The organism is Peribacillus sp. FSL K6-5616 (assembly GCF_038008245.1).
GTDB lineage: Bacteria > Bacillota > Bacilli > Bacillales > DSM-1321 > Peribacillus > Peribacillus frigoritolerans.
The window spans coordinates 735,940-754,014 of sequence record NZ_JBBOYT010000001.1; the positions used below are offsets into that span (position 1 = coordinate 735,940).

General features: G+C 40.0%; 18 protein-coding genes. 11 read left to right on the plus strand and 7 right to left on the minus strand.

The features are described from left to right. Window positions 1-155: 155 nt before the first annotated feature. The 4 genes from MHB45_RS03540 to MHB45_RS03555 all read right to left on the minus strand — a co-directional run bounded on the left by MHB45_RS03540 (window position 156) and on the right by MHB45_RS03555 (window position 3,499). Window positions 156-518, minus strand: coding sequence for a YtxH domain-containing protein (locus MHB45_RS03540; protein WP_048677965.1), 363 nt, complete (start codon window positions 516-518; stop codon window positions 156-158). A gap of 589 nt (window positions 519-1,107) precedes the next feature. Continuing rightward, complete coding sequence (locus tag MHB45_RS03545) at window positions 1,108-1,626, minus strand: tryptophan transporter (protein WP_034314684.1); 519 nt, start codon at window positions 1,624-1,626, stop codon at window positions 1,108-1,110. Between the two features lie 126 nt (window positions 1,627-1,752). After that, entirely contained in the window at window positions 1,753-2,856 is a 1,104-nt protein-coding gene (gene serC, locus MHB45_RS03550) for a 3-phosphoserine/phosphohydroxythreonine transaminase (RefSeq protein ID WP_340907388.1), read from the minus strand. A 220-nt stretch (window positions 2,857-3,076) separates the two neighbouring features. After that, window positions 3,077-3,499: an HIT family protein gene (locus MHB45_RS03555; RefSeq protein WP_048677968.1), complete on the minus strand. Its 423-nt coding sequence runs from the start codon at window positions 3,497-3,499 to the stop codon at window positions 3,077-3,079. 659 nt (window positions 3,500-4,158) lie between these two features. Here MHB45_RS03555 and MHB45_RS03560 point away from each other — a divergent pair. From MHB45_RS03560 to MHB45_RS03570, 3 genes are all read left to right on the plus strand, one after another. Then, window positions 4,159-4,902, plus strand: coding sequence for an ABC transporter ATP-binding protein (locus tag MHB45_RS03560; RefSeq protein WP_202187094.1), 744 nt, complete (start codon window positions 4,159-4,161; stop codon window positions 4,900-4,902). Further along, window positions 4,895-6,103, plus strand: coding sequence for an ABC transporter permease (locus MHB45_RS03565; RefSeq protein ID WP_048677970.1), 1,209 nt, complete (start codon window positions 4,895-4,897; stop codon window positions 6,101-6,103). Before MHB45_RS03560 ends, MHB45_RS03565 begins: the two co-directional genes overlap by 8 nt. A 349-nt stretch (window positions 6,104-6,452) precedes the next feature. Continuing rightward, window positions 6,453-7,160, plus strand: a complete 708-nt coding sequence (locus MHB45_RS03570; RefSeq protein WP_309247760.1) for an EcsC family protein — start codon at window positions 6,453-6,455, stop codon at window positions 7,158-7,160. Between the two features lie 28 nt (window positions 7,161-7,188). On the opposite strand, the gene MHB45_RS03575 is transcribed toward MHB45_RS03570, so the two are convergent. Next, a complete protein-coding gene (locus MHB45_RS03575) occupies window positions 7,189-8,400 on the minus strand; it encodes a M20 family metallopeptidase (protein WP_323066782.1) in 1,212 nt (403 codons plus the stop codon). Between the two features lie 93 nt (window positions 8,401-8,493). On the opposite strand from MHB45_RS03575, the gene MHB45_RS03580 reads away from it, so the two are divergent. Next, entirely contained in the window at window positions 8,494-9,117 is a 624-nt protein-coding gene (locus tag MHB45_RS03580) for a phosphatase PAP2 family protein (protein WP_340907391.1), read from the plus strand. Window positions 9,118-9,667: 550 nt separating this feature from the next. Here MHB45_RS03580 and MHB45_RS03585 read toward each other — a convergent pair. Further along, on the minus strand, window positions 9,668-10,183 hold the full coding sequence (locus MHB45_RS03585; RefSeq protein WP_340907393.1) for an antibiotic biosynthesis monooxygenase family protein: 516 nt from the start codon (window positions 10,181-10,183) through the stop codon (window positions 9,668-9,670). A 252-nt stretch (window positions 10,184-10,435) separates the two neighbouring features. On the opposite strand from MHB45_RS03585, the gene hemE reads away from it, so the two are divergent. The 3 genes from hemE to MHB45_RS03600 all read left to right on the plus strand — a co-directional run bounded on the left by hemE (window position 10,436) and on the right by MHB45_RS03600 (window position 13,341). Continuing rightward, a complete protein-coding gene (gene hemE / locus MHB45_RS03590) occupies window positions 10,436-11,479 on the plus strand; it encodes a uroporphyrinogen decarboxylase (RefSeq protein WP_048678002.1) in 1,044 nt (347 codons plus the stop codon). A 78-nt stretch (window positions 11,480-11,557) separates the two neighbouring features. Further along, the gene (gene hemH, locus MHB45_RS03595; protein ID WP_034314663.1) at window positions 11,558-12,493 is read left to right on the plus strand and encodes a ferrochelatase; all 936 of its coding nucleotides are present in this window, start codon (window positions 11,558-11,560) and stop codon (window positions 12,491-12,493) included. A 272-nt stretch (window positions 12,494-12,765) separates the two neighbouring features. Then, on the plus strand, window positions 12,766-13,341 hold the full coding sequence (locus MHB45_RS03600) for a TetR/AcrR family transcriptional regulator (protein ID WP_048678001.1): 576 nt from the start codon (window positions 12,766-12,768) through the stop codon (window positions 13,339-13,341). Between the two features lie 161 nt (window positions 13,342-13,502). On the opposite strand, the gene yhfH is transcribed toward MHB45_RS03600, so the two are convergent. After that, window positions 13,503-13,631, minus strand: a complete 129-nt coding sequence (yhfH, locus tag MHB45_RS03605; RefSeq protein ID WP_065310849.1) for a protein YhfH — start codon at window positions 13,629-13,631, stop codon at window positions 13,503-13,505. A 172-nt stretch (window positions 13,632-13,803) separates the two neighbouring features. On the opposite strand from yhfH, the gene MHB45_RS03610 reads away from it, so the two are divergent. From MHB45_RS03610 to MHB45_RS03625, 4 genes are all read left to right on the plus strand, one after another. Next, entirely contained in the window at window positions 13,804-14,538 is a 735-nt protein-coding gene (locus MHB45_RS03610) for an MBL fold metallo-hydrolase (RefSeq protein WP_048678000.1), read from the plus strand. A gap of 41 nt (window positions 14,539-14,579) precedes the next feature. Further along, a complete protein-coding gene (locus tag MHB45_RS03615; RefSeq protein WP_048677999.1) occupies window positions 14,580-15,569 on the plus strand; it encodes a lipoate--protein ligase in 990 nt (329 codons plus the stop codon). A 178-nt stretch (window positions 15,570-15,747) separates the two neighbouring features. Then, window positions 15,748-17,292 carry a fatty acid--CoA ligase family protein gene (locus tag MHB45_RS03620; protein ID WP_048677998.1) on the plus strand — a complete coding sequence of 515 codons (1,545 nt, stop codon included), beginning with the start codon at window positions 15,748-15,750 and terminating at the stop codon, window positions 17,290-17,292. Between the two features lie 176 nt (window positions 17,293-17,468). Then, window positions 17,469-17,996, plus strand: coding sequence for an HD domain-containing protein (locus tag MHB45_RS03625; protein ID WP_048677997.1), 528 nt, complete (start codon window positions 17,469-17,471; stop codon window positions 17,994-17,996). The last annotated feature ends 79 nt before the right edge of the window (window positions 17,997-18,075 follow it).

Genomic DNA, 18,075 nt, shown 5'->3' on the forward strand with positions numbered 1-18,075 from the left:
TTATTATGACAATAAAATAAAAATTAATAAAGATAAATATTTGCAAAATTTTTAGAAAATTTTAGTTTTTTTAATGAATTCTCCATTCTTCTCCAATAAACCATGTAATTTATTGGGAAAAATGGAGAATCAAGCTTGTGTGACGATGTCAGCTATTAATTTTTAGAAGTAGGGGCGGCCGCTTCCAATTCTTTCAATGAATTTTCAATTTCCTGAACGTTCTTCAATAATTCATTCTTATTGGGTTCGATTTCCCGCTTCCAGTTCTCGATGACGACCTGAACATCCGAAATGAATGTTTTTACAGTTTCTTTGCTGATTTGTGAAGCTTCCATAGTGTCATCTTTAATATTCTGCATTTTTACCTTTAATTCATCAATTGTAGTCTTAATTTCGTCGGTATTCGTCTTGATGCGGGTCCGTAGGTCTTTACCTGAACTTGGTGTCGAAAGTAAGGTTGCCGCACCAGCTACCACTGTTCCGGTCAAAAAGCCAATTAGTAATGATTTTGCTTTCATTAGGATCACCTCATTTTATAATATGTTTTCGCTTTCCATGGTCTGAATCCCTGCTGCATCAATTGGAAATTATGATAAATAGGGAGAGAAATGCTATTGATATCAAAATACCATAATTTTCATCCTTATGGAAGAGAATCGACCATTTTATCTTTATATCACAAAAATATTTTTTTAAACTTAGAGAGTCAATATATAATATTTAAAAATAACTTGAAGCTTTAATAATAATGCTTCATATAAAGGGAAGAGCGGCATATAGATAATAAAAACAAGCTGTCGGAACATGGATGGCACTGGTGGGTTAATAATGAAAATCATTTTTTTATTAGGCCTGGTATGCCTGTGCGGGATGGGGTATTTTCTAAGGCAAGCAAAAACTCCTGGCATCTATCCGCCTAGGAGGGTGCTCCAGGCTAGAGCCTTCGCTATGGGTCTCCCCGGGGTTTTACTGCTTTTCATTTGGTTTATGTGGATGTTGATACATTGATCATTGGAGGGTGATTCTGACCAGAATTCCAGATTCATATGATTGGAAAAAAAAGCACCGGACATTCCGGTGCTTTTTTAGGTATGATGATCCTGCTGCTTAAGCATTAATGGGTATATTTGATTTTCTTACGATGCCGTTCACAATTGGATAAATGATGACCATCGCAACTGTATTTAACAATACGGCAGGAAGCACAACAGCGCCGAAAAGTGCAACGAAAGGCCCTGGAAGGGAAACGATATAATAAGCCGAACCAAGGAAGACAGCGCCGGAAATCAATGTTCCAACGGCAGTCAAGATACTAACGGTGACAACGGATGTTGAAAACTTCTTTAGACTGATGAATAAAAGGTAAAACAGAAAGGCTGTTGCCAATTTGTCTATGATATTTGGGATCTGTCCTGCTGGAAATGTAGTTGTCATGGCAGAGATGGCTCCTGCTGCCAGGGCCACAATGAATACATTCTTCTTAGCGGGAAACAGGGTTATCGCCAAAAACATCATCAACAGCATCATATCCGGTTTCATTCCAAGGAAGAATCCAGGTACGATAAAATGCAGGGCAGCCCCAATCCCGATTAATAGGGACAGTGACACAAGGGTTTTCGTTTTCATTTACTCATCTCTCCTATTCTCATCTCAACTAACAGCTTTTCTTCAACAATGCACTATTGCCTGTTGCAAGAAGTTTAAAATAGTATATCATAAGACCTATTTTTTTAGAAGTTATATTTGTTTGAATTAAAGAGTTTGAGCTTCCTTCGCTTTATACGATTCCTGGAATTTCTTCATGAAATCAGCAAGGTCCTGGCAATGGGATAGAGGGACCGCATTATAGATGGATGCTCTGCAGCCGCCGATGGAACGGTGACCGTTCAGTCCTACGAATCCGGCTTCCTTCACTTCTTTAAGGAATTGCACTTCAGCTTCCTCAGACGGAAGCGTGAACGTCACGTTCATTAATGAACGGCTGTCCGGTAGGGCATGGCCTTTATAAAAACCATCACTGCCGTCGATGGCATCGTAAATGACTTTTGCTTTTTCTTCGTTGATTTCAGCAATCTTTTCCACTCCGCCCTGATCTTTTGCCCAATCCAACACAAGGGACAATAAGTAAATGGCCAATGTCGGAGGAGTGTTGTATAAAGAATTATTTTTCGAATGGATTGAATAGTTCATCATGGATGGGATTTTGTCATTATCCGTTATTAAATCTTTACGGATGATAACGACTGTGATTCCCGACGGACCTAAATTCTTTTGTGCACCAGCATAGATGATGCCGAATTTACCAATATCAATCTTTTTGCTGAGAATATCACTCGACATATCGGCTACTAGAGGAATGTTGCCTGTTTCCGGGAAATCCTTCCACTGTGTTCCGTAAATCGTATTATTACTTGTGATATGAAGATAGGCAGCATCGTCATTCAATTTGATATCTTCCACTTTAGGGATGAACGTATATTTTTCATCTTTGGATGAAGCGACTACGGCCGTTTCACCAACCTTTTTGGCTTCTTTTAATGCTTTTTCCGACCAAGAACCAGTGAGGACATAATCTGCCCTTTTTCCATCTTTCAAAATGTTCATGGGAATCATGGAAAATTGTAGACTTGCCCCTCCTTGCAGCAGGAGAACTTCATAATTTTCAGGAATTTCCATAAGATCTTTTAATGATTGAATGGCATGGTTATGAATTTTTTCGAATTCGGAACTTCTATGGCTTAATTCCATGACTGACATACCGGAATCCTCAATATTCAACCACTCGTTTTGGGCTCTTTGTAAAACTTCTAAAGGAAGGGCGGCTGGCCCAGCGTTAAAATTACGTGCACGTTTCAATTTTTTTCCTCCTATGCGACTATGTGATAAAGTATTTGAGACTATTCATATATCCTACCAGAAAACTAAATTCAATTGGAGGAAAATTTAGAATTATAAATACGTTTTAATGATAGATCAAAGTAAAAAGGTCCTGCACTTTAAAGTGAGGACCAACTCTGGATCATTTTTTTCAAGCAACGAAAGGAGAAAGAAACCTTCTTCACAGGCTATTGCAGTCTCATTTTAAATGCTGTGCAATGGAGTCAGCAATTTGTTTCAGGCTATCCGGTGTATAGTCGCTGGTATTGGTTTTCCAAACTGCACCAAAGCCGTCACCTTCCCCATGCCGAGGAATTAAATGCATATGAAAATGGAAAACGGACTGCCCTGCAGCTTCACCGTTATTATTTAAAAGGTTCAGGCCTACAGGTTGGAATTCCTGCTTCATGGCGCGGGCAATTTCCGGCACCACTTCAAAAAGGTTCTGGGCAATCTCAGGTGTCAACTCATAAAGATTTTCCTTATGTACTTTAGGTATTACCAGAGTATGGCCTTTCGTTACTTGACTGATATCGAGAAAGGCCAAAACATGTTCATTTTCGAAAACTTTACTACTTGGAATTTCCCCATCGATTATTTTGCAAAAAATGCAATCACTCATGAATAACGCTCCTTTAAAAGTTAATGTATTTGGTTAATCGTACCATAGCTTGAATCCTTGAGAAAAGGAAAAATATAAAAACAGGATGCAACATTAAGTTGCACCCTGCCTGTCGAAAAAGGGGGTTTTGCTTCAAAATTCGTATTAGCATAAATTCTCTGCGACAAACACCTCATCTACATTGTGGTAAAATATGGTTATTATCTAAATAGAGATTTTCCATTCAAAGCAACCATCTCCTATATCTTTAAAGTTTCATCAACTTTTAAAGCATAATTGATAATTATTGAATGATTTTTCTGCTTTTACGTGCAAGAGAACCATCTCCTTGCTCGAAACGATTTTTGTTATGAAGCTTATGGTTTAATTCAGTTTATACGTCTTTAACTGACACCTCATTTACAATATGATGTAAATCATTTGTAATAAACCTAATGGGTATTTCAGTATAATACGTCTTTAACTGACACCTCATTTACAATATGATGTGAATCACACGTAATGGCTAACCCCTTCTTCCTTATTTATGATGACCATCATGCAGCAAAAATATAATTAGTTATTTATGGAAATTTAGTTCCGGGAACACTCGACTATATAAAAGCAGGAGAATTTGATAAAATGGAAATAAGAACCTCTATATAGAAAGGATCGTTTATATGTCCTTATTGGAAATAAAGCAGCTAGTGGGCGGATACACGAAAACGCCCGTTTTAAAAGGAATAAGTTTTGACATTCAGCCAAATGAGCTCGTTGGGTTAATTGGGCTTAACGGGGCTGGGAAAAGTACGACGATTAAACATATCATCGGACTCATGGAGCCGAAAGGCGGAAGCGTCTCGATTCATGGTAAAACACTAGCTCAGGACCCGGAAACATATCGAAAACAATTCACTTATGTTCCAGAAACGCCCATTTTGTATGATGAGCTTACACTAGAGGAGCATTTAAAGCTTACAGCCATGGCACATGGTTTGGCGGAAGCCACATTTAAAGAGAGGATGGACGTTCTGTTAAAGGAATTCCATATGGAGAAAAGGCTTAAATGGTTCCCGGCCCATTTTTCAAAGGGAATGAAGCAAAAGGTCATGATAATGTGCGCCTTTTTAGTACAGCCGTCTTTATATATCGTCGATGAACCCTTCGTAGGTCTTGATCCACTAGGCATTCAATCCCTGCTTGATTTGATGAGGAAGATGAAAGAGAGCGGAGCGGGAATTTTAATGTCTACACACATTCTGGCGACAGCCGAGAGGTATTGTGATTCTTTCATCATACTGCATAATGGAGAGATTCGGGCGAAAGGCAATCTTGAGCAGCTTCGTGAACAATTTTCCATGCCAGGGGCAACTCTGGACGATTTATATATCCAATTGACGAAAGAAGAAATCGGTCATGAATAGTCAAAATCTCTGGAAGGAAAGATATTTAGGCTATATAAATGAAACGCAAAAATATCTTCGTTATATTTTTAATGGCCATCTTGTTTTTGTCATGGTATTGGTTCTTGGTGGGTTGGCTTATTATTACAGTGATTGGGTGAAGACGTTAAACAGTGATTTCCCTGCTGCATTGATCATGGCCTTTGTTTTATCGATCATTGTAACCAGAAGCCCGATAAATACTTTCTTGAAAGAACCCGATACGGTATTCCTGCTTCCGCTTGAAACGAAGTTGAGAAGTTATTTCAAGAATTCATTGATATTAAGCTGGGTCATGCAGGGCTTTATTCTTCTGGTTGTCCTGATTGCATCGATACCGATGTATTCGAAGGTTACGGGTGCAGGAGGTAAGGATCTTGGAATCATCCTGGCCGTTTTGCTTATTTTGAAGTTTTTGAATTTGACCATGCGCTGGCTGGTATTGAAATATCAGGATACATCAGTGAGCCATTGGGACTCTCTCATCCGCTTTTTACTTAATGGCGTGATTCTTTATTTCATCTGTTCAAGGGCAAATATACTGTTTGCACTTATAACCTTCTTATTATTGTTAGCACTTTACATGTATTACCGAAGCGCGACTAAAGGTTTCGTGCTGAAGTGGGAACGGCTGGTGGAACTGGAAAACAAACGGATGAATTCTTTCTATCGAATAGCGAACATGTTTACTGATGTTCCTCATTTGAAAGGGAAGGTAGCGAGAAGGAAATGGATGGACTGGCTATTAGCACTCATTCCGTATGGTGATAAATCAACTTATACCTATCTTTACGCTCGTACCCTTCTGCGATCCAATGATTATGTGGGACTTTGTTTTCGTTTAACGATCATGGGATCCGTGATTTTAAGTGTATTCACTAACATATTTGCACATTTGATTGTTACGTTCATGTTCTTATTCATGACAGCCCTGCAACTGCTGCCGGTTTGGAAGGCACATGAGTGGAAAGTATGGGTCTCATTGTATCCATTGCCAGCAAAAATGAGAGAATCTGCAGTCATAAAACTAATTTCCTATTTCCTATTATTTGAGGACCTTGTCTTCAGTTTGGTCCTGCTAGTGAAAGGGGAATGGATTTCCGCTTTAGCCGCCTTGGCAATGGGGCTTGTTTTCATATTCGGTTTTAAAATTTATGCAACAAAGAAAATAAAAAACTTTTAAGCAGAAGCTGATTTTTCATAAAATCAGCTTTTTCTTTATTACAAGGATAACCTAGTCTAAAACTTGGTTCGGAATAGACCAGCCTGCAGTTTTTATTTTAAAAAACGTTCCAGTTGATTGGAACGTAAGGTACGAGACTCCTGCGGGGAAAACGCGTTCAAGGGAGACCCCACAGGCGCAAAGAGCGCCGAGGTGGCGGACCGCCCGCGGAAAGCGAGTGCCTGGAGTGGAAAACAACGTTCGAATTTTACAAACCCTCAAAAAAAAACGTTTCAGTTAATTTTTAAGAAATGAAAATTGAAAATAAAAGCCTCATAGGGGGTATATACATATTTAACGGAGGTGTTAAATGATGGATGAATATGAACAAAAGGCATTATCTGAACTAATATCATGGAAAAAGAAAGTAGCCAAGAAATCCGGCAGGTTTGAGCGGATGTCCAAAAAGGCGCAAATCAAATTGAATAGTTATATTCCAGACCGAGTGCACAAAGTGATTACTGATAGTATTAAAGGGATGATAGAGGCTGTATTATCAGGTTCTAAATATATGTCTAAAGAAAAAAATGTAGTGCTATTATCCTTGCAGCAAAAGGAAGAGTGGGTTGCGGAAACTGTAACCGCATATAGGAAAACGGCCGTTATAGAAGGTGTGGGTACCGGAGCGGCAGGGCTTTTAATTGGATTGGCTGATTTCCCATTACTGCTTAGCATCAAGATGAAATTATTATTCGAAATATCCCGTATATACGGTTTCGATCCAAATAAATATGAGGAACGATTGTTCATCCTTCATATCTTCCAGATGGCATTTTCAAGCGAGGAGAAGAAATTGGAAACATTACGGGTAATAGAGGAATGGGATTCAGGGAAATGTCCGGAAATAGACTGGCAGGAATTTCAGCAGGAATATCGCGATCACATCGATGTCATCAAAATGTTTCAGCTCGTTCCAGGTTTTGGGGCAGCTGTCGGTGGATATGCCAACTATCATTTGTTGGAACATCTTGGGAAGACGGCTGTCCATTGTTACCGAATCAGACTTCTTAAACAGTAAGGGACGGGGAAAACCCGTCCCTTTACCATTATTGTAATAAAGATTCATTCACTTTTTTAGATGATTGTTTCTTATTGTGATAGGTCACCGCTGCAGTGCCTAATATTTTGGCTGCAATGAGCATCGCTTTTTCATCAATGTCAAACAAAGGATGATGATGTGGATATGTATGTTCATTTTTTGGCCTGGCTCCCGTAAAGAAGAATGTACCTTTTACATTTTGTAAATAATAAGAAAAATCTTCACCTGTCATATCCGGGGCAATTTCCTCTGTAATCAAAACTTCCTTGACGGACTCAGTGCTTTCGATGAGGAATTTAGTTTCCTCAACATGCGGAATAACAGCCGGATAGCCTTGAAAGTATTGATATTCATAGGTGCAGTCCGCAGCTAGGCAGGTTCCTTTAACAATCCGTTCCATTTCTTCGCTAATGAATGAACGGACATCTTCCTTGAATGTGCGGACGGTCCCGATTATTTTAGCCTTATCTGCAATGACGTTAAAGGCATTATCTGCTACAAAGGAACCGACGGTAATGACTGCAGAATCTATTGGGTTAAGCCGGCGGCTTACGATTTGCTGCAGGGCCATGACTAGCTGAGAGCCGACTACGATTGCATCACGGGTTTTATGCGGCTGGGCTCCATGTCCGCCCTGCCCTTGAATGGTGATTTCAAAACGGTCTGCAGCGGCCATAAGGGGTCCTAAAGCGTATTGGACTGTTCCGGTAGGGGCCGTGGCCCATAAATGGGTGCCGAAAATTACATCCACCCCATCAAGGCAGCCAGCCTCAATCATCGGTTTGGCCCCTCCTGGAGCATACTCTTCAGCATGCTGGTGGATAAATATATATTCACCTTCGAGGTCATCCTTCAGTTCATTCAGATTTTTTGCAAGGAGAAGGAGTGTCGCTGTATGGCCATCGTGTCCACACGCATGCATGACCCCGGGTACGGAAGATTTATAGGGTACTTCTTTTTCATCTTGAATGGGTAAGGCGTCGAAATCAGCGCGCAATGCTACGGTTTTACCGGGCTTACTGCCTGTGACCTTGGCAATAACACCATTGCCGCCTACATTCGTCCGGTGTTCGATTCCATGTTTTTTATAATATTCAGCGATGAAGGCAGCCGTTTGGGTTTCTTGAAAAGATAGCTCGGGGTGTTGATGAAGGTAACGCCTGATGGAAACCATTTCTTCATATGAGCCATCCAGAAGATCGTGTAATCGCTGTATCATTTTTGCACCTCCCAATGATTGGATTAATTGTAAATAGTATATCATATTCTCAATGATCCAAAGAGAATTAAATACCTTGAGGAGAGAGAGAGAATGAATAAATATTCCTGGATTTCTATGGTTTCGCTTTGCTTGTTGCTATTCTTTTTTTTGATGAATGAAATTCAGAGTGAGAAATCTTTAGCATTCGATACATATATTGCGGAACTCTTTTCCGTAGGTAAAAATACTTTTTCGTTCACTTTCTTCAAGTCCCTTACCTATCTTGGGAAATCCATGTTCATTGGTTTTGGCAGCTTACTATGTGTTCTATATTTGTGGATAATAAAGAAGGATTATTGGACAATGGCCGTCTTTTCTATCGGGATTGCCGGCGCGGATGTATTAAACGGGTGGATAAAAAATCATGTTAAAAGAGTGCGCCCTGAAAATCATTTGATGGACACCGACGGCTTCAGTTTTCCAAGTGGCCACGCAATGGTGGGCATTATTTTCTTCAGTATGGTAGCTTATTTAATCATGAATGAAATTAAAGGAAACTCATTGAAATGGGCAATGGGAATTGGTTTCGTTTGTCTGGTCCTGCTGATCAGTGTCAGCAGGATCGTTATGAAAGTTCACTTTCCAACTGATATCTTGGCAGGTTTTGCATTAGGGGCGGCATATAGTTTAATCTTGTTTAAATTGTATAAATTCCTGGGGTCCAGAGTGCTTTGATAAAAGGATTCTGATAAAATATATGTAAATATCGGTTGCATTTCCCGGAAATAAAGAAGGAATTTGTCGGATTGTTATAGGTTTATATGATTTTGGGGCGTCCTACCTCTGATTACATATCTTTCACCAAGTCATAAATGAAACAGAAGTCAATGTAAGCCTCCATTTTACGAACCAAATGGTTCGCCGGAACCAGTTGATCTCGTTGAATAGAATGATGTTACGAAAGCATCCTCATCACCTCAAGTTTTAATACTTCTATTTTAAAACAAACATGACTCCAGGCAAAAGTGTTCTATCTAAAAGGTAAGACAAAGTTGATTGGAACGGAAGGTACGAGACTCCTGCGGGAAAAGCGCGTCTAGGGGAGACCCCGCAGGCGAAAGCCGAGGAGGCTCCCCGACCGCCCGCGGAAAGCGAGTGCCTGGAGTGGAAATCAACGTCCAAATTGTACAAGCCATAAAAATAGACAAACTCGATTTTCATCGAGTTTGTCTACAGTCTGAGAGGCCCATCCTTTAGGATGCGCCTCTTATTGAGCAAGAATGGATTATTCTTCGGAATCCTTCACCAATGTATATTGCGTTACATAGGCTTCACCTGAAAACATCTTCTGGCTGGAATTCGTAACGGGAGCTTTGGAGTCGCTGTTATGTGCCATCTTAAAGGAACTGGAATTCTTCCAGTTCAGGAAATCAGCTTGTTTCTCCCAAATCGTTAGAATAACATAAGTTTCAGAGTTGATTGGCCGCAGTACACGAAGTGCGACGAAACCTGGTTCATTTTCAATGAATCCAGCCCTGTTTTTAAAACGATGTTCGAATACCGGCCTTCCTTCTTCACTTACAGGGATATTGTTCATGACTACATACCCATGATCCTGAAGGGTTCCTTTCCCATCAACTACTTCATACTTACGTGGAGAGCTGAAGATCGTTTTACCTGTAGTTTCATGTAAAAGTACTGCAGTGTCAGGGTTTTGCATAAGTAATATTTTTTCTTTCGGGTGCTTATCTTTTTTGATTTTCAAAAAATCGTAAGTGCCTGATGTGATGAATACATTCATAATTTCCCCTCCAATTACTATATAGTGCCTGTATACCCATTTTACCCAATGAATAGTGCTTTTACCATTTCCAAACTAACCATAAAGCTGGTAAACCGGTAAGATACATATATAAAAGTCGATTTTTTGACAAATATATTATAGAAAAAGCTATAGTTTAAGGAGATTCGATTTGAAATTCAACATCCTTCTGATATTCTATGTAGGTAATGAATAAAAATAGAAACGTGATTGCTTGAAAGGTGGATATTAATGTCTAAGGAAATTACGAATGATACATTTTTAAAAGCTGCAAGAGGAGAGAAAACGGATCATGTGCCTGTTTGGTATATGCGTCAGGCTGGCCGTTCACAGCCGGAATACCGTAAATTGAAAGAGAAGTACTCACTTTTTGAAATTACTCATCAGCCGGAATTATGCGCTTATGTAACTAGATTGCCAGTTGAGCAATATGATGTAGACGCTGCGATTTTATATAAAGATATAATGACACCGCTACCAGCCATTGGTGTCGATGTTGAGATTAAGTCCGGAATCGGTCCAGTCATAGCCAATCCAATCCAATCGGTGACAGATGTTGAAAAATTAGGTGAATTGAACCCAGAGAAAGACATCCCATATGTATTGGACACGATTAAATTATTGACCACGGAGCAATTGTCCGTTCCTTTGATCGGTTTCTCCGGGGCTCCGTTCACCATTGCTTCATACATGATTGAAGGCGGCCCCTCCAAAAACTACAATAAGACGAAAGCTTTCATGTATTCCGAGCCAAAGGCTTGGTTTGCATTAATGGATAAGCTAGCCGATATGATCATCATCTATGTCAAGTCACAAATTAAAGCCGGCGTTAAAGCCGTCCAAATCTTTGATTCTTGGGTGGGTGCTTTGAATGTTGAAGATTACCGCGTGTTCATCAAGCCGATCATGACTCGTATCTTTTCTTCATTGAGAGAAGAAAATGTACCGCTAATCATGTTCGGGGTCGGCGCAAGTCACTTGGCACTTGAGTGGAATGATCTTCCGATTGATGTAGTCGGGCTTGATTGGAGATTACCAATTACAGAAGCAAGACAAATGGGAATCCAGAAAACGGTACAAGGTAATCTTGATCCTGCCCTGCTATTATCATCATGGGATGTTATAGAAGAACGGACGAAAAGAATCTTGGATCAGGGCATGGAACAGGACGGCTATATCTTTAATCTTGGTCATGGAGTTTTCCCATCCGTAAATCCGGAAACACTGAAGAGGCTGACCGCTTTCATTCACGAATATTCATCAAAAATGAAGTAAGGTGAGCGAACCATTTGCTAAAACTCCTTAATTGGATGCACAATAAAAGAACGAAATCTTTAAAAGAGGTGTAATTTCATGTCAAGAAAAAAAATGGGCCTTTTAGTCATGGCTTATGGTACTCCATACACTGAAGAGGATATTGAAAGGTATTATACACATATTCGACATGGGAGACGGCCAAGCGACGAATTGATTGCCGACCTTAAAGGCAGATATGAAGCGATCGGTGGATTATCCCCGCTTGCAAAAATAACGGCAGGGCAAGCTGAAGCGCTTGAAAAGAAATTGAATTCCGTCCAGGAGGAAGTTGAATTCAAGGCATATCTTGGACTGAAACATATTGAACCTTTTGTTGAAGACGCAGTGAAACAAATGCATGAAGATGGAATCAAAGAGGCGGTCAGTATCGTATTGGCACCGCATTTTTCAACATTCAGCGTGAAGTCTTATAATGGACGTGCCCAGGATGAAGCCGCTAAATTGGGGGACCTGACCATCACTTCCGTTGAAAGCTGGTATGATGAACCAAAATTCATCCAATATTGGGTAGACCAAGTAAAAGAAGTAATCGGGAAAATGACCTCGGAAGAACGCGATAATTTCGCTTTGATTGTGTCGGCACATAGCCTCCCGGAAAAAATCTTGCAATCGGGTGATCCGTATCCAAATCAACTGAAAGAAACGGCAGACATGATTGCCGAAGGCGCAGGGGTTACCAATTATGCAGTAGGCTGGCAAAGCGCTGGACAAACTCCTGAACCATGGTTGGGACCCGATGTACAGGATTTAACCAGAGATCTTCATCAAGCAAAAGGTTATAAAGCTTTCATTTATATTCCTGTTGGCTTTGTTGCCGAGCACCTTGAAGTCCTTTATGATAACGATTATGAATGTAAGGTTGTGACGGAAGAGATTGGCGCAGGCTACTATAGGCCGGATATGCCCAATGTTAAACCTGAATTCATCGATGCTTTGGCCACGATCATTTTAAACAGATTACAGGAAAAGTGATCAGTAAATAGGAGAAAATCAGTTTAACCATGCTTGCCATGTGCTCTGCCTATTTTTATTTGAAGTTATGTTATTCACCGGAAAAGCGACGCTACCTTTGGCCTTGCAGATTTAAATAAATATGTATTTTCGAAAAGTGGCTGTCCAGTAACGAGGATGGCCATTGTTTCTCTTGGAAATTGAAAATATAATTGAAAAAACTGAAAATTTTTGGTATGATATCGTTGAACATAATGACTGTTTTGTCCGTCTGGTCAGGATTGGGGTGGGAAATGTCTGTTGATCGTAAAAAATTAATTTTGGAAGCTGCGACCAAGTCGTTTTCACTTTTTGGCTATAAGGCAACGACGATGGATCAAGTCGCTAAAATTGCCAATGTGGGAAAAGGGACCATTTATACCTTTTATAAAAATAAAGAAGAGCTGTTTAAAGAAATCGTTCAGCGGATGATAGAGGAAATGAAATATGAGGCGGAACAATCTTTGGATGACCAACTCTCCTTTTTTGAAAACCTGCATCGGGCCGTTTATCGAATTCTGGAGTTCAGGCAGGAACATCAATTATCATTAAAACTTCTTCAGGAAGAGCGGGAAATTGGTACGCCGGCCGTTCAGGAAATGGTTAATGAAATGGAAGAAGCCATCGTATCCTACATTAAGGAAAAACTAAAAATAGCGATTGATAAGGGCTATATACAACCTTGCGATCCAGAGATAACAGCTTTCCTGATGCTAAAAATGTACCTTGCCCTGATCTTTGATTGGGAAAGGAACCATGCCCCATTAGAGAAAGAGGAAATTGCTGAACTATTTAAAATATATTTGTTCAAAGGATTATCCGTTACGTGATCATTCTATTTTTTTGCTGAAAGGCAATGAACCCCAATAAAAGAAGAGATACCGATCATCGGTATCTCTTCTTTTATTGGGGTTTTTTTCAGCTGCGAAACCGAAACATCTATGAAATTCATCCTGCTATTTGGGAAGAGGATGGTGAAACACAAAGACTACTACTCTCCAGAAAGGCAATGATCACAGTGGTTTCCATAACATTCGTGCTGTTCTTCAATTTTTTTTCCGCATTCCGTGCATTGTTTCGGTGGCAGATTTTTAAAGAACTCAACGCTACTTTGAATCATGAACATCATCTCCTGAATTTTTTATTATTCGCTTTTCTATGGTTTTATTGTATTATAACAGATTTAGAATGTCAATGAATGTTTTATAACATAAGTAAAAAAGGTGAAATAAGGGCAAGAATAGTTTATATTAATGGGGAAGTCATTGAGAGAAAAAAAGGAGTGCCTAAGCATGAAAATCACCGTAATTGGCTGCTGGGGCGGTTATCCAGCTAAAAATGAGGCAAGTTCCGGCTATTTGCTTGAATATGAAGATTTTCGCATTCTGCTTGATTGTGGCAGCGGTGTTCTATCACAGCTTCAAAACCATATGAAGCCGGAGGATCTTGGTGCAGTTGTATTATCCCACTATCATCCTGATCATGTAGCGGATATTGGTGTCCTGCAGCACGCTGCGTTCATACAGCAGATATTGGGCAGCGAAAAAAGGACGATTCCTATATATGGTCATGATTTGGACGAAGTCGAATTTGGTAAGTTAACTTATAAAGACGTGACAAAGGGGATAGCCATCTCCGCTGATCAGCCATTAACCATTGGACCGTGTAAATTTACGTTCATGAAAACAAAACATCCAGTACCTTGTTTTGCAATGAGGATTGAAGCTGAAAATCATTCGATCGTTTACACAGGTGACAGTTCATATATGGATGAGCTTGCAGATTTCGCTAAAGACGCAAATGTTTTATTATGCGAAAGTAACTTTTACAGTGATATGGATGGTTCAAAGGCGGGGCATATGACGGCAAGGGAAGCGGGCCTGCTGGCAGAAAAGGCTGACGTCCAGCTTTTGCTGTTAACTCACCTCCCTCATTATGGGAATCTCGATCAACTGAAAAAAGAAGCATCCGAGGTATTCAAAAGGGAAATAGCTGTAGCCAAAACCAATCTCGAGTTCCAACTATAAATGAAACATCAGTGATATGAAGTCTACAAGGAGGAACAACTGTGCTTTTTATTGATAATAAGGGAATTACAGATCCAAGAATTAACCTGGCCATCGAAGAATTTGCGCTTAAACATTTAAACATAGATGAAACCTATCTTTTATTTTACATTAATCGACCTTCAATCATCATAGGCAGAAATCAAAATACGATTGAAGAAATCAATTCCGATTATGTAGATGAAAAGGGCATTACAGTTGTTCGCCGCCTTTCCGGGGGTGGAGCGGTTTATCATGACCTAGGGAATCTCAATTTCAGTTTCATTACGAAAGATGATGGGGATAGTTTCCATAACTTCAAGAAATTCACCCAGCCTGTCGTGGAAACGCTCGAGAAACTAGGAATACATGCTGAATTGAGCGGTCGTAACGATATTCTGGCTGAAGGAAAGAAAATTTCGGGAAACGCGATGTTTTCAACGAAGGGCAGAATGTTCAGTCATGGGACATTGCTGTTTCAATCAGAAATGGATCACATTGTATCCGCTTTAAAAGTGAAAAAAGATAAAATCGAGTCCAAAGGGATTAAATCGATAAGAAGCCGTGTTGGTAATATCGCCGATTTCCTAAAAGAACCGATGTCTGTTGAAGAATTCCGTTCATTCCTTCTGCAAAATATTTTCAAAGATAACGGAAAGGTTACAGAGTATGTTTTAACAGAAACGGATTGGGAGAAAATTCACGAAATCTCGGAAGATAGGTATCAAAATTGGGAGTGGAATTACGGAAAATCACCTAAATTCAACTTGCAAAACTCACATAGATTTCCTGTGGGATCTGTTGATATCCGCCTTGAAGTGAACAGGGGAATCATTGAGAACTGCAAGATCTACGGTGATTTCTTCGGGGTCGGAGAGGTTGCGGATATTGAACGAAAGCTTACTGGAATACGCTATGAAAAGGAAGCAATCAGCCGAGTACTGGATGAGATCGATGTTCGTCATTATTTTGGCAATGTAACAAAAGAAGAAATATTGGCTTTAATATATTAAGCCTGAAAGCCGTCCCGACTTAATAGGACGGCTTTTGTGACTAATAATGACAGTAATTGCTTGAATATGGATAAAATGGTTGCTGTGATCGCATTCTTTTAATATAATAAAAATGTATTTAGTTCACCATAAAAATGAATGACCATTCATTCATGCTATTTGCAGGGGAGGGAGAAAGATGAATTTATCTGAACAGCTTCATCAAATGGCTTTAAAAAAGGCGGATAAGCCAGCATATTACTTTTTGGATCAATCCACTTCATATGGGGAATTGGATAAAGCCGTTACGAAGTTCGCAGACGAATTACATAGGCTTGGTGTTTCAAAAGGTGATAACATTGCGCTGTTATTAGGCAACTCTCCACATTTCATCATTTCATTGTATGGAGCTATGCGAGCAGGGGCGACCGTAATTCCCGTCAATCCAATATACACACCTGACGAGATTGGTTATATCCTGAATAATGGCGATGTAAAGGTTGTTGTGGCATTAGATAAGCTTTTACCCTTACTGGAGAAAATGAACCCTATCCTTTCAAGCGTAGAACAATATGTAATTTGTGAAATGCAGCCGGATAATGGGGATAGTAGCGAATTTAACATCTGCAATAAAATGAAATCGTTTACAAAAATGGTCGAATCGGGGGATGAAGGCTTTAAAGGTCCTGAACTGGATCCTGAAGATACGGCAATCATACTTTATACTTCCGGGACAACGGGGAAACCAAAGGGGGCCATGCTCACACATACCAATATCTACTCCAATGCACATGATATTGGTGAATATTTAAATATCACGGAAAGTGACCGTGTCATTACGACATTGCCAATGTTCCATGTTTTCAGTTTAACGGTAGTTGTGAATGCCCCGTTGATAAGCGGAGGTACGCTTTTAATTGTCCCGCAATTCAGTCCAAAGGAAATATTCAGGCAAATCAAAAAATATGATGCAACCGTTTTTGCTGGCGTGCCTACGATGTATAACTTTCTTTTTCAATATCCAGATGCGAAAGAGGATGCTTTGAAGTCTTTGCGGATATGCATATCTGGCGGATCCGCCATGCCAGTGTCCCTGCTTGAATCATTCGAGCGGAAATTTAATGTTAGGGTTTCAGAAGGATATGGCTTATCCGAAGCTTCCCCTGTTACCTGCTTCAATCCTTTGGACCGTCCAAGGAAGGCGGGTTCCATCGGAACATCCATCCTTAGGGTGGAAAACAAAGTGGTCAATGAGCTTGGAGAAGAAGTGCCGATCAATGGTGTAGGAGAATTGATTGTCAGGGGTCCGAATGTAATGAAAGGTTATTATAAAATGCCTGAAGAATCAGCCGCTGTCTTGAAAAATGGCTGGTTATATACAGGCGATTTAGCCAGGATGGATGATGAAGGCTACTTTTTCATTGTAGATCGTAAAAAGGAGCTTATCATCGTCGGTGGCTATAATGTCTATCCGCGTGAAGTGGAGGAGGTTTTGTATGCCCATCCTGAAGTAGTTGAGGCAGCAGCCATTGGCGTTCCCGATCCCAATCAGGGGGAAGTGGTTAAATGCTTTGTGGTAAAGAAAAACAATGCATTGACTGAGGAAGAGCTGCTTGCCCATTGCATGGAACACTTGGCCAAATATAAGGTGCCGGCAAAAATTGAGTTTTTGGATGAACTTCCAAAAAACGCGACTGGTAAAATTTTACGGCGTTCCTTGAAAAACCATGTACTGCAAAACTGAATTACATTGATCATGAGGAGATCATTGCCTATAACCGGCAATGGTCCTTTTTTTGTACAACCAAAGTGTATGAGGCTGCATAAAATATATTGAAGAATCTTAAAACCTTGATTCTTGTTTCGAAAAGAGTTATGATTGTCATTAAAAATTTCCACAAAATTGTAAGGAGGGGTTAGATGAGAGATGTAAAGCTATTGGATATTTTTGCACATCCCATTGCTCAAAAATACTTGAACCGTTCAGGTCTGGCACATGCGATTGCGGTAGCATACCATGCGTTTCACTTAGCAAATGAATATAATGTCGACCCTGATATTGCCGCTAAAGCCGGGCTATTGCATGATATGGGTCATTTCACCTGGTATCGCAATGGTAAATGGGATTATGATCTTTATAAACAAAATGATATTCACCCCATCAAAGGTGCCGAACGAGCACATAAACTGTTAATCCGCTTGGGAGAAAACCCGATCAAGGCAAAGACCATTTCCCTCGCCATTTTATTTCATACCGATTCGTTCTTACCTTCGAATGATATTATTCGTACACCGCTTCAGCAAGTCGTCAAATGGGCCGACGAAAAAGATGAAGAAGAAGGCGGAAAACACCATTATCGCAAAATTGATTTTCCGCGGGCAAAGGAAAGCATCATGAAACTTGATACGCTCATAGATGAGGAACAAAGAAAAAGGCTATCATCCTGAAATCAAACGGGTTGATAGCCTTTTTTATTGTCAGGAGGAACACAATTATTAAAAGTATTTTTACAGTTTAAATTTGTTA